The organism is Halomonas sp. AOP13-D3-9 (assembly GCF_052379125.1).
Lineage (GTDB): Bacteria > Pseudomonadota > Gammaproteobacteria > Pseudomonadales > Halomonadaceae > Vreelandella.
On sequence record NZ_JBQSYH010000011.1, the window covers coordinates 41126 to 52623 of the forward strand.

Genomic DNA, 11498 nt, shown 5'->3' on the forward strand with positions numbered 1-11498 from the left:
CCGCCCCTAGCCACCCCTACTGTAGATCGATATAGCGGTGGTCATTGAAGGTGGCCACCCAATGAGGGTGATAAACCAGCATAATACTCAGCAGCATGCCGGTGATAAACGCCTCTGAAGGCATTAACAGCGGTAAGAAGCGCGCATACTCCTGGGCGAGATAAACCGCCTCAGGGTCAGTCCCCGCAACGATGATCAGCAGCACCGCTGCCAGCCCTCCTCCCAGCGTTGCCAGCGCCGCGCCAAAAAAGCCGCAGGCAAACAAAAACACCATCAGGTTATCCGGCAGGCGGCGATCTACCAGCCGCCATACCGCGCCAATGACGGCCGCCGGGACGACACCGGTAACCAGCACGTTTGCCCCCAGCAGCAGCCATTCATTGCGCCCAATTACCACCATGGCGATATTAATCAGCACGTTGCTAATCAGCGCCAATGGCGCTTTAAAAACGAGTGTCATTAAAACCGTGAAAACAAGGTGCAACGTTAGCCAATCAACCGCCTGCGCACGCAGCTGCCACATCAGCATCACCGCCAGCGTGGCGCCCAGCCAGCGGTGCTGAAGCGCGGTATCCGCTATTAACACCTGCCAGGGCCGCCCCCAAAGTGCCCACGCGATCACTGCTAACGAGAGTAGCCAGGTGAGCAGCAGCGCCCAGGGTGCTAATACACTTTGCGCAAACGACATGGCGGCCTCTCAGGTTGATGAGGGTTAACTAAAGACCACTGTCTTATTACCGTGGACCAGCACGCGATCCTCTAAGTGCCAGCGCAAACCGCGAGCAAGTACGGCTTTTTCAACGTCACGGCCAAAACGTACTAAGTCAGTGGGCGTATGGCAGTGGCTTACGCGATGAATATCCTGTTCGATGATGGGGCCTGCGTCGAGTTCCTCGGTCACGTAGTGGCAAGTAGCACCTATCAGCTTAACGCCCCGCTGGTATGCCTGGTGGTAGGGTTTTGCCCCGGCAAAGGAGGGCAAAAAGCTGTGATGAATATTGATCACTCTTCCCGCATAGCGCGCGCACAGCTCGGGGGGCAGTATTTGCATATAGCGCGCCAGCACCACGCAGTCAGCGCGAGCGCTATCGATTTCGGCCTGCACCTTGGCAAACGACGTTTGCTTATTATCCGGGTCTACCGGGACGTGGTGGTAAGGAATGCCGTACCACTCGGTCAGCGAACGCATATCGTCATGGTTGGAGATAACACCGACAATATCGCAATCCAGCTCACCCGCCTGCCAGCGGTAAAGTAGATCGACCAAGCAGTGTGACTCCCGCGACACCATCAGCACCACACGCCGACGCAGCTGGGTATCCACCAGGGACCACTGCATATTGAATTCGCTGGCCACCGGCTCGAACGCCGCGCGCAGGGCTTCCACCGACATACCGACCGAATCCGCCAGAATTTCGTAGCGCATAAAAAAGCAGCCGGTTTCTAAATCGGAGTGCTGGCTGGCTTCGGTAATGGAGCCGCCCTGCTGGGCAATAAAGCTCGATACCCGTGCAACAATCCCCACCCGGTCAGGACAGGAAACCACTAAACGATAATAATGAGACATGTGAGCTACTCTTGACCTATTGCTAAGTTAATTATGACAAACCAGCGGCTTAGGTCGCATAGTGTATCGGAAGGGCATGGAAGATTGTTAGCCGCCCCTGCCTTCCCGTATAGTTAAGTCACTACTTTTTAGGTTTTTCATAACAGATGCATTCACCACGCGTTCAAATTCGTCCCCGTCGTCGTCCACCGCTGCGCATGTTGCCGCTGGGGGGATGCGGTGAGATTGGAATGAATCTAACGCTATACGGCTACGACGATCACTGGATAGCCGTCGATTGCGGCATGATGATCCGTCAGGATCTTCCCAACTCGCCACTGCAGGTACCCAATCTCGATACACCGAAAGCACTGGGAATCGTGCCCAAAGCGCTCTTTATCACCCACGGCCATGAAGACCACATTGGTGCAGCTGCCTGGCTTTGGCCGATGTGGAACTGCCCCATTTACGCCACCCCGCTGGCGGCTGGCCTGTTGCGGCTAAAGTTTGCCGAGCATCAGCTTAGCAGCGCGGCTATCCATGTTATTGAACCTGGCGAGGCGCTGGAAAGCGGGCCGTTCACGCTGCGCTATTTGCTGTTAACGCACTCTATACCCGAAAGCTGTGCGTTGATCATGAGCGTCGGTGGCTACCGCGTCTTACATACCGGCGACTGGAAACTCGACCCTGAACCGATCATCGGCACGCCGATAAGCGCGGCCCAATTCAAGGCGCTCGCCCCAGTGGATTTAGTGGTGGGCGACTCCACCAACGCTCCCATGCCCGGCCACTCAGGCAGCGAGGGGGATGTTGCCCGTGCGCTAGCAAAAACCCTCAGCAACTGCCAGGGCCGCGTGGTGATCTCCTGCTTTGCGAGCAATCTTGCCCGGGTGTTAGCGATAGGACGCGCAGCCCATCAATGTGGCCGTCGTATCAGCTTGATGGGGCGTTCCATGGAGCGCATGGTCAGCGTCGCGCGGGGGCTCGGCTATATGGATGATTTACCGCCGCTGGTGCCCAATCACGACCTTGGCTACCTGCCCCCGGATGAAGTGGTGATTATCGCCACCGGCAGTCAGGGAGAGCCCCGCGCCGCGTTACAGCGCCTAGCCCAGGGCCGTCACCCCTATATGGATCTTCAGCCAGGCGATAACGTCATCTTCTCGGCCAAAGCCATTCCCGGCAATGAGCGACCCATTGAGCAGCTTAAAAAGCGTTTGGCGCACCTAGGTGTCAGCATCTATGACGAGTTCAACCACCCTGAACTGCACGCCACTGGGCATCCTGCTCAGGATGAGCTGATCAAGCTCTATCAGTGGGTCAGGCCCAAGCATCTTATGCCGGTGCATGGCGAAGCACGCCATCAGCAGGCTCACCAGGCCATTGCCTCGCAGCTTGGTATTAGCGCCCCATTGACGCCGGTAAACGGCGATCTGATCAGTTTTGATAGCCACGGATTGCAGTGTGAAGCGCGCTACCCGCAGCCTCCCTGCATTGTCAGTCAAAACAGCGTCGTGCCCCACCCTGGCTTGGAGGTAAACGATGCCAATAAAGCCCGTCGCGGCAGCTTGTATCTAGCGCTACCAGTGACCGCAACTGACACTGGCTGGGCGCGTATTGGCCGCTTAATGCTGGATGCCTCAGGGGCCAGCCCGCTGGATGAAGATAGCTTTAGCGATTGGTTGGATGATCAGCTTGAGGAGATTGCCGCAGAGACGCTGGCCGACTTGCGACAGGCATTGCAGCCCCGCTTGGTTCACTGGCTGGCAGAGCATATGCAGCACCTACCCGATGTGCATTTACAAATTATGGCCGCCGAAATGCCAGATCCTATTATTCTGGACAACGCCGCCAATCGTTAGAAGAGTTGCTCGCGCTGGGCCAACATCAACGCCAACGCGCCGCATCCTGTTGATCAGAGTAGCGCTCTTTGACCCAGTACTCACCCTGGGTAGAGTGCTCTTTCTTCCAGAAAGGCGCCTGGGTTTTAAGGAAATCCATAATAAAATCGCAGGCTTCGAACGCCTCACGGCGGTGTGCACTAGCCACTAACACCCGCACAATCGGATCGCCCGGTTCCAGGTAGCCAACGCGATGAATAATCCGCACCGCCTGGAGCGACCAGCGCTGCCAGGCCTGTTCGCCAATATCTGTCAGCGTGCGCTCAGTCATGCCGGGGTAGTGCTCCAGCGTTAACCCCGTGACGTCAGGCGTTTCATTAAAATCACGCACTAAGCCGGTAAAACTCACCACCGCGCCAATATCGCTACGCCCCGCCAAGGCATCGTCATAGCCGTAGGCCATCGAGAACGGGGCGGCTTGAATCGCCACATTAATATCCAGCTTAATATCCACTCTAGCCCCCTGTGACCGGTGGGAAAAACGCTACTTCGTCATCATCGGTCACTAACGCATCGTCATTGGCCATGACTTGATTGATGGCACATAGCGTACGCTGGTCGGTGAGCTGCTTAAAGCGACTATCGCGCTCGGCCAGCGCTGCTTTCAATCCGCCAATATCACGGCTAGCCAACTGATCGAGACTCACTACTGCCTCGCTCTCACCTAGCCGCTCGCGCAGTTCGGCTAAAAACTTAACCCGCACGCAGGGCGATGGGCAGCGTTCACCCAAGCTGACCTCTCCGGCCATGCCATCGCCTGTCACTATCGGCGCCTGCGCGTTTATGCGCTGGTAATCACCGCGCTGGCCACCCTGCTTACTATCAAGCTGAATGGCCTCAATACGCATATTTTTATCGACTGCTTTACACATATCGTAAAGCGTTAAACAAGCCACCGAGACGGCGGTAAGCGCCTCCATTTCAACCCCGGTGCGGCCATTCAAGCGACACAGCGACGTCACGTGAACGCAGGATTCGGCTACATCAATATCAAACTCAACCGACACTTTTGATAGCGCCAGGGAGTGGCAGAGAGGAATCAGCTCATGGGTGCGTTTGGCCGCCTGAATACCGGCGATTCGCGCGGTAGCCAGCACATCGCCTTTAGGCAATTCACCGTCACTAAGTAATTGCAGCGTTTCCGACAGCATCACAATACGCCCCGAAGCGACGGCTTCGCGGCGGGTTTCCTGTTTATCGCCAACATCCACCATATTGGCTTCGCCACGGGTATTGAGGTGGGTCAGATGCATGTTGTCACCGTTCCTTTTTTGAAGCCGAAGCAGCACTTAAAAATATAGCGTCGTTTTTCGCGCTCACCCAACTGACTATCCAGCGCGCTATTGCATCACTATCGTCTAGATTTAACCGGATCACCGCAGTCGCTAAGTCGATGGGCGGTGGCGCGCTGAGCGCGGCTGCCTCAACCCAAGGCCCGGTTAAAATAGCCGGATCGCCAATGCCATCGCGGTAAAGCACCAGCTTGGGAATCGGCCAGGCTTTAAAACCTTCGACAATCACCAAGTCGGGATCGTGCGGTGCCATCATGGCAACTAACTGGGCTAAATCAGGCTCGTCCTGGTCAGGGGTTTCCTGCATCAGCGCAAAGCGCTGACGGGAAGCCACCAGTACCGGTGCGGCACCTGCGCTGCGCAGCTTATAGCTATCCTTGCCGGGCTGGTCGACATCAAACGAGTGGTGCGCATGCTTGATCACAGCGACTTTCAACCCATACTCAGCTAAGCGTGGCAGCAGCTTCTCTAACAGCGTTGTTTTACCGGTGCCGCTCCAAGCAGCAATCCCTAGAATAGGAAAGGGTGCGGTTAGTTCGTTTTCCATGCTGCCGACACTCCTAATGATCTCTAAACGCACGTTACAAGTAATGCCATCCTTACGATGCATACGGCGTTACTGGCGGTTAGCTTACTCGCCCTCTTGCTCGCGAGGTAATACCCAGTTCAACGCAATACCCACCAAGGCGGCAAGACTAACGCCCTGTAGCGTAAACTGGCCACCGCCAAACTGCATGCCACCAATACCGAACACCAGTATCAGTGAGACCACCACTAAATTGCGGGGTGCCGTCAGCGACTGACCAGCGCGCACCAGAGTGTTCATACCGACGACCGCAATGGAGCCGAACAGCAGTGTCATTATACCGCCCATTACCGGGCCCGGAATGGTCTGCAGTAGCGCACCCAGCTTGGATACAAATGCCAGCACAATGGCAATAATGGCTGCAACGATCATGTACTTGGGATTAAACGCCCGAGTAAGGGTTACTGCCCCGGTGACTTCCGAGTAAGTGGTATTCGGCGGCCCGCCGAATAGCGCGGCTACGCTGGTTGCCAACCCGTCGCCTAACAGCGTGCGATGCAGGCCAGGCTTTTCCAGGTAGTTCTTGCGGGTCACCGAGCCAATCGCCACCATATCGCCAATGTGTTCTACCGCCGGGGCAATCGCGACCGGAATCATAAATAGAATGGCCGCCCAATGAAAACTCGGAGCAGTGAAACTTGGTATTGATAGCCACGCCGCCTCACGCACCGGCGTAAAGTCGACGACACCCATCACCAGCGCCAAACAATAGCCGGTGACAATGCCACCCATGATCGGCACCAAACGAAGCAGCCCGCGACCAAATACCGCCAGCACCAGCGTCACCAGCAAACTAGTCATCGAGAGGAAAATCGCCGCGCCATAGCCGATGTTGTCGCTGGTTTCACCGGTTGCCATGCTAACCGCCACCGGCGCCAGCGCCAGGCCAATCACCATAATCACCGGCCCCACTACTACAGCGGGCAGTAAGCGGTGCAGCCAGGCAGTACCTTTTAAACGCACCGCCTGGGAGATCGCCACATAGACTAGCCCCGCCGCCATTAATCCGCCCATGGTCGCCGACACGCCGAAGCTCGCCACAGAGCCTTGAATGGGGGCAATAAAAGCAAACGATGAGGCCAAAAACACCGGCACGCTCTGCTTGGTCACCCCATGAAATACCAAGGTTCCGACACCAGCCGTAAACAGCGCAACGCTTGGGTCGAGTCCTGTCAAAAGCGGCACTAACACCAAGGCGCCAAACGCCACAAACAGCATTTGCGCGCCGGTTAAGATGATTTTCGGCCACGACTCAGCCTGACTGGCAGCTTCACGCATAAGTGTATTCCTAGTGATTATTCAATAGCAGGTGTGCAAAAAAATGCCCCTGACGCTAGGCGTAAGGGGCAATGTCAGTAAGGATGCTTAGCGCGTTCCGAAAATCTTATCGCCAGCGTCACCCAATCCGGGGACGATATAGCCATTTTCGTCGAGGTGGTCATCGATTGAAGCAGTGTAAATTTCGATATCCGGGTAAGCGTCCTGCACCCGTTTGATGCCTTCAGGGGCGGCGACTAACACGATCACCTTCATGCTTTCACAGCCGCGTTCACGCAGCATGTCCAGCGTTGCCACCATCGAGCCACCCGTCGCCAACATGGGGTCAATCACGATCGCCATGCGCTCTTCGATATCGTTGGCAAACTTGGCAAAGTAAGGCACCGGCTGCAGCGTCTCTTCATCGCGATAAAGACCGACAACGCTTACCCGGGCACTGGGGATCAGATCCGTTACACCTTCCAGCATGCCGAGCCCAGCACGTAGAATCGGTACGACGGTGACTTTTTTACCTTTTAATCGGCGCGTTGCAATTGGCTCGCCGTTCCATCCCTGGATTTCATGATCCTCCAGCTCAAGACCTTTGGTTGCTTCATAGGTCAACAGCTTGGCGACTTCACCTGCCAGTTCACGAAAGCTCTTTGTGCTCAGGTCAACTTCGCGCATCAGACCCAGCTTATGTTGTACAAGCGGATGGTTAATGGCGTAAACACTCATGGGACTTCCTCACTGCAGGGGATTCAGAATGGCAACCAAGGTTGCATCAGCTAGGCACAAAATTGCGCGTATTCTACCCGCAACCACTTACAAGGTTAAGGGGTTTCCGGCAATTGCCATTCGATAGGTGCTCGCCCTTGCGCTTGCAGAAATTGATTGGCTTGGGAAAAGTGCCGGGTACCAAAAAAGCCCCGGTGTGCGGAGAGCGGTGAAGGATGCGGAGCTTCAAGTATTAAGTGGCGCCCCTGGTCGATTAACGCTTTCTTCTGGCGCGCATGACTTCCCCATAACAGAAACACACACGGCGGCGCATGCTGGCTGACGGTTTCAATCGCGCGATCGGTGAACGGCTCCCACCCTTTACCGCGATGCGACGCCGCATTGCCCTGCTCCACGGTCAGCGAGGTGTTTAACAACAACACGCCCTGCTTGGCCCATGCTTCCAGATGGCCGTGGCGCACAGGGGTAAAACCAACATCGGTGGCCAACTCTTTGTAGATATTGACCAGCGACGGCGGCACGGGGACACCGGGCTGCACGGAAAAGCATAAACCGTGAGCCTGATTGGGCCCGTGATAGGGATCCTGGCCTAAAATAACCACCTTCACTTCATTCAACGGGGTCAGTTCAAAGGCACGAAACCACTGCGTTGAGTGGGGATATATGATCTTCTTCGCGGCCTTTTGCTGCGCCAAAAAATCTTTTAGCGCCAGCATATAGCCAGCCTGGAACTCATTACCCAGCCACTGATTCCAATCGTCGGGAAGTGGATTGGCCATCATTACCTCTTCATTTGATCGACAAGCGGCTCAACGTACGCAACGCCCATATCCCAGGGGAATTGAATCCAGCACTGCTGAGCCACTTCGGTCAGGTATTGATCCACCAAAGGACGTCCATCCGGCTTGGCGTAGATAGTCACAAAGTGAGCTTTAGGCAGCATTTTACGTACTGCCCGCGCCGTTTTACCGGTATCCACCAAGTCATCGACCAGCAACCAACCTTCGCCGTCATGATCGACGCCTTTCATGATATCCAGGCCGCCTTGATCCATATGGTCATAGCTCTTAATACACACGGTATCGATCAACCGAATATTAAGCTCGCGAGCAATCAGTGCAGCGGGAATTAAACCGCCGCGGGTAATCGCTACGATGCCTTTAAAATCACGCTCGATCATCTGATGACACAGGGTGCGCACATCCCGGTGCAACTGATCCCAGGAGACAGTGAAATGTTGGTGATAGCGATCGCTGCTCATGGGGAATTACTCGTCTTCGGTGAAAGAACAAACGGCGAATACGCTGTAACCGGCATCGCGAATTTTCTGTGAACCGCCAAGCTCAGGTAGATCGATAATGGTGGCCGTCTCGACCACCTGACCACCGCTGCGCTGAATCAGGTTGGCCGCTGCCAGCATGGTGCCACCGGTAGCGATCAAGTCATCCATCAGCAGGATACGGTCATCTTTCTGGAACGCATCGGAGTGCAGCTCCACTTCAGAATGACCGTACTCCAGCGTGTAGGTCTCGCTAATCGTCTTGAAGGGTAGCTTGCCCTTTTTGCGCACCGGGACAAAGCTGCAGCCCAACTCATAGGCGAGCGGCGCACCAATAATAAAACCACGCGCATCGATAGCCGCGATGGCATCCAGGTTCATCTCCTGATAGCGGTGAACGAAGCTATCGATCAGCTTGCGAAAGGCCGCACTGTTCTGCAGCAAGGGGGTAATATCGCGAAAATTCACGCCCTGTTCAGGCCAATCGGGAACCGTGCGAATAACCGACTTAATGTAGTCGCCGTAGATGCTCATCGCGTCTCTCATTGAGTAATAAAAAGGGTAATGATTAATCAAACCAAGAAAAGGTATCTAGCCGCAAACAGCAGTGACAAGATAATCACTGCCGGATTCAGGTCGCTGAAACGGCCTGACAGCGCCTTGATCGCCACATAGCTAATAAAGCCTAGCGCGATTCCTTCGGCAATCGAGAACGTCAGCGGCATCGCCAGAGCAGCAATCAGCACCGGCGCAGCATCGGTGGGGTCTTCCCAATTCGCGTGGGCCAGGCTACCCGCCATCAGTACAGCCACATACAGCAGCGCACCTGCGGTAGCGTAAGCCGGAATCGAACCCGCCAGCGGTGCAAAGAACAGGCTGACCAGGAACAACACACCCACCACTACCGCCGTTAAGCCAGTACGGCCACCCGACGCGATACCCGCGGTTGATTCAATATAGCTGGTCGTTGTGGAAGTACCCAATGCGGCACCCGCCATTGACGCAGTACTGTCAGCCATCATGGCGCGACCAATACGCGGTAGCTTGCCATCTTTGTCTAGCAGCTTGCCACGATGGGCAACCCCCACCAGCGTGCCTGAAGTATCAAATAGATCAACAAACAGAAAGGCAAAGATCACGCTAAGCATCGCCACATCCAGCGCGCCCATTAAATCCATCGCCATAAAGGTCGGCGCAATGGAGGGCGGCATCGACATCAGGCCACCGTACTCGTTATGGCCAAGCACCATCGCGATCACGGTAATGCCTAAAATACCGATCATCACTGCACCAGTCACTCGCAGGTAAGAGAGCGCGGTAATAACAAAGAACCCCAACAGCGCATAAATAGCTGGCGGCTGAGAAAGGTCACCCAGCGTCACGTAAGTAGCCGGGTTGGCAACCACAATGCCGGCGTTTTTCAACGCGATCATTGCCAGGAACAAGCCGATACCGGCGGCGATCCCCAACCGTAACGTCATTGGAATGGCGTTAATGATCCACTCGCGAATTTTAAAAATACTTAACAAGAAAAAGGTTAAACCGGAGAAGAAGACCGCCCCCAATGCGGCTTCCCAGGTATAGCCCATACCCAGCACAACGCCGTAGGTGAAAAAGGCGTTTAGCCCCATGCCTGGCGCCTGGGCAATCGGATAATTGGCCCAAAGTCCCATAACGAAACAGCCAATCGCTGCCGCTAGGCAAGTCGCCACGAACACCGCGCCGTAGTCCATCCCCGCTTCGGAAAGGATGCTCGGGTTAACAAAGATGATATAGGCCATCGTCAGGAAAGTGGTGATCCCGGCGATAACTTCTGTCTTCACGTTGGTTTTTTGCTCGGAGAGCTTGAAATAGTTATCCAGAAGTTTCATGAAGTTTGTTGTCCTTAGCGCTAACGCTGCATGATATGTATGCGTTCGGGTGCTGAGAAAAGCCGCACATACTACCGAAACGCTCGCCCTGATGCGAGCGCCTCAGTATGGCGACCAATAATGACGGGGGCAGCCCCGCCAGTGAATACCAAGCAATCTTCAGGCCACAACCTAACCGATCGGTCAATCAGAAGCCAATAAAGCTAATTAACGTTACTCCGCCCCGTTTTGCATAGTCCGGTCTTGATTAGTCCCGTTTTGCTTAGTCCCGTTTTGCTTAGCAAGCACGCGCTCAACGGTTTCAACGATCACCTGAGTTTGTGGATCAATTTCGATGTTGACCTGATCCCCAGGTGCTCGCTCCTGAAGCGTGGTGCGCGACAGCGTTTCAGGGATTAGATTGACGCTAAACTCCACAGCTCCGCTCTCAGCGTAGCGCACATCACCAATGGTCAAGCTGATACCGTCTACCCCGACATAGCCCTTTTCAAACACGAATCGGCCCAGCCTTTCCGGCAGTGAGAACCACAGCCGACGGTTGTTAGGCGCCTCTTCGATAGCCACCACTTCTGCCATGGAAATGATGTGCCCCGACATCGAGTGTCCACCAATCTCATCACCAAAGCGCGCCGCGCGCTCTATATTGACGCATTGCCCAGGGGTAATTGCACCAAGATTAGTCAACCGCAGCGTTTCACGCATTAGATCAAAACTAACGCTATCACCCTCTATCGCCGTTACCGTTAAGCAAACCCCGTTATGTGCCACCGATGCACCAATCTCAAGCCCTTTGCGCATAGAAGATGACAGCTCCACCACATGAACACGGAACTCTTCTAGCTCGCGCACTGCCACTACTTTAGCCACACCCTGCACAATGCCGGTAAACATAGCGCCTTGCTCCTTGAACTCGTAAAAATAATGGATGTAATCCGCCAGCTTACTACTGGTGCCTCATCTTTGTGCAGTCACCCCGCTTCTAATTGACATGCACACCACCTATCTTTAGACTTTTGGCGCAAATGTAA

Annotated in this window: 13 protein-coding genes; 1 reads left to right on the forward strand and 12 read right to left on the reverse strand. The window is 55.0% G+C overall.

What is annotated here, in order from left to right; all coding sequences use genetic code 11:
* Window positions 1–16 precede the first annotated feature (16 nt).
* On the reverse strand, window positions 17–688 hold the full coding sequence (locus ACT3UM_RS13385) for an energy-coupling factor ABC transporter permease (RefSeq protein ID WP_498899520.1): 672 nt from the start codon (window positions 686–688) through the stop codon (window positions 17–19).
* Window positions 689–712: 24 nt separating this feature from the next.
* The gene (purU, locus tag ACT3UM_RS13390) at window positions 713–1567 is read right to left on the reverse strand and encodes a formyltetrahydrofolate deformylase (protein WP_498899522.1); all 855 of its coding nucleotides are present in this window, start codon (window positions 1565–1567) and stop codon (window positions 713–715) included.
* A gap of 230 nt (window positions 1568–1797) precedes the next feature.
* Between purU and ACT3UM_RS13395 the strand changes: the two genes are divergently transcribed.
* Window positions 1798–3408: a ribonuclease J gene (locus ACT3UM_RS13395; RefSeq protein ID WP_498899524.1), complete on the forward strand. Its 1611-nt coding sequence runs from the start codon at window positions 1798–1800 to the stop codon at window positions 3406–3408.
* Between the two features lie 25 nt (window positions 3409–3433).
* Here ACT3UM_RS13395 and moaE read toward each other — a convergent pair whose 3' ends face one another.
* The 10 genes from moaE to ACT3UM_RS13445 form a co-directional block, all read right to left on the reverse strand.
* On the reverse strand, window positions 3434–3901 hold the full coding sequence (gene moaE, locus ACT3UM_RS13400) for a molybdopterin synthase catalytic subunit MoaE (RefSeq protein ID WP_498899526.1): 468 nt from the start codon (window positions 3899–3901) through the stop codon (window positions 3434–3436).
* Between the two features lies 1 nt (window position 3902).
* Window positions 3903–4700, reverse strand: a complete 798-nt coding sequence (gene moaC, locus ACT3UM_RS13405; RefSeq protein WP_498899528.1) for a cyclic pyranopterin monophosphate synthase MoaC — start codon at window positions 4698–4700, stop codon at window positions 3903–3905.
* Window positions 4701–4704: 4 nt separating this feature from the next.
* Window positions 4705–5286, reverse strand: coding sequence for a molybdopterin-guanine dinucleotide biosynthesis protein B (gene mobB / locus ACT3UM_RS13410; protein ID WP_498899530.1), 582 nt, complete (start codon window positions 5284–5286; stop codon window positions 4705–4707).
* Window positions 5287–5370: 84 nt separating this feature from the next.
* Window positions 5371–6603, reverse strand: coding sequence for a uracil-xanthine permease family protein (locus ACT3UM_RS13415; protein ID WP_035579639.1), 1233 nt, complete (start codon window positions 6601–6603; stop codon window positions 5371–5373).
* Window positions 6604–6690: 87 nt separating this feature from the next.
* On the reverse strand, window positions 6691–7320 hold the full coding sequence (upp, locus tag ACT3UM_RS13420) for a uracil phosphoribosyltransferase (protein WP_498899532.1): 630 nt from the start codon (window positions 7318–7320) through the stop codon (window positions 6691–6693).
* 95 nt (window positions 7321–7415) lie between these two features.
* Window positions 7416–8099, reverse strand: a complete 684-nt coding sequence (gene ung, locus ACT3UM_RS13425) for a uracil-DNA glycosylase (protein ID WP_498899804.1) — start codon at window positions 8097–8099, stop codon at window positions 7416–7418.
* A gap of 2 nt (window positions 8100–8101) precedes the next feature.
* Window positions 8102–8581: a xanthine phosphoribosyltransferase gene (gpt, locus tag ACT3UM_RS13430; RefSeq protein ID WP_009286932.1), complete on the reverse strand. Its 480-nt coding sequence runs from the start codon at window positions 8579–8581 to the stop codon at window positions 8102–8104.
* 6 nt (window positions 8582–8587) lie between these two features.
* Window positions 8588–9133: an adenine phosphoribosyltransferase gene (locus tag ACT3UM_RS13435; protein WP_035579646.1), complete on the reverse strand. Its 546-nt coding sequence runs from the start codon at window positions 9131–9133 to the stop codon at window positions 8588–8590.
* A gap of 38 nt (window positions 9134–9171) precedes the next feature.
* Window positions 9172–10470 carry an NCS2 family permease gene (locus ACT3UM_RS13440; RefSeq protein WP_498899535.1) on the reverse strand — a complete coding sequence of 433 codons (1299 nt, stop codon included), beginning with the start codon at window positions 10468–10470 and terminating at the stop codon, window positions 9172–9174.
* Between the two features lie 213 nt (window positions 10471–10683).
* The gene (locus tag ACT3UM_RS13445; RefSeq protein WP_498899537.1) at window positions 10684–11361 is read right to left on the reverse strand and encodes a riboflavin synthase subunit alpha; all 678 of its coding nucleotides are present in this window, start codon (window positions 11359–11361) and stop codon (window positions 10684–10686) included.
* Between the last annotated feature and the right edge of the window lie 137 nt (window positions 11362–11498).

Coding starts and splice junctions, on each gene's coding strand:
- ACT3UM_RS13385 (WP_498899520.1), bottom strand. CDS start 688: ATGTCGTTTGCGCAAAGTGTATTAGCACCCTGGGCGCTGCTGCTCACC.
- purU (WP_498899522.1), bottom strand. CDS start 1,567: ATGTCTCATTATTATCGTTTAGTGGTTTCCTGTCCTGACCGGGTGGGG.
- ACT3UM_RS13395 (WP_498899524.1), top strand. CDS start 1,798: ATGAATCTAACGCTATACGGCTACGACGATCACTGGATAGCCGTCGAT.
- moaC (WP_498899528.1), bottom strand. CDS start 4,700: ATGCATCTGACCCACCTCAATACCCGTGGCGAAGCCAATATGGTGGAT.
- mobB (WP_498899530.1), bottom strand. CDS start 5,286: ATGGAAAACGAACTAACCGCACCCTTTCCTATTCTAGGGATTGCTGCT.
- ACT3UM_RS13415 (WP_035579639.1), bottom strand. CDS start 6,603: ATGCGTGAAGCTGCCAGTCAGGCTGAGTCGTGGCCGAAAATCATCTTA.
- upp (WP_498899532.1), bottom strand. CDS start 7,320: ATGAGTGTTTACGCCATTAACCATCCGCTTGTACAACATAAGCTGGGT.
- ung (WP_498899804.1), bottom strand. CDS start 8,099: ATGGCCAATCCACTTCCCGACGATTGGAATCAGTGGCTGGGTAATGAG.
- gpt (WP_009286932.1), bottom strand. CDS start 8,581: ATGAGCAGCGATCGCTATCACCAACATTTCACTGTCTCCTGGGATCAG.
- ACT3UM_RS13435 (WP_035579646.1), bottom strand. CDS start 9,133: ATGAGCATCTACGGCGACTACATTAAGTCGGTTATTCGCACGGTTCCC.
- ACT3UM_RS13440 (WP_498899535.1), bottom strand. CDS start 10,470: ATGAAACTTCTGGATAACTATTTCAAGCTCTCCGAGCAAAAAACCAAC.
- ACT3UM_RS13445 (WP_498899537.1), bottom strand. CDS start 11,361: ATGTTTACCGGCATTGTGCAGGGTGTGGCTAAAGTAGTGGCAGTGCGC.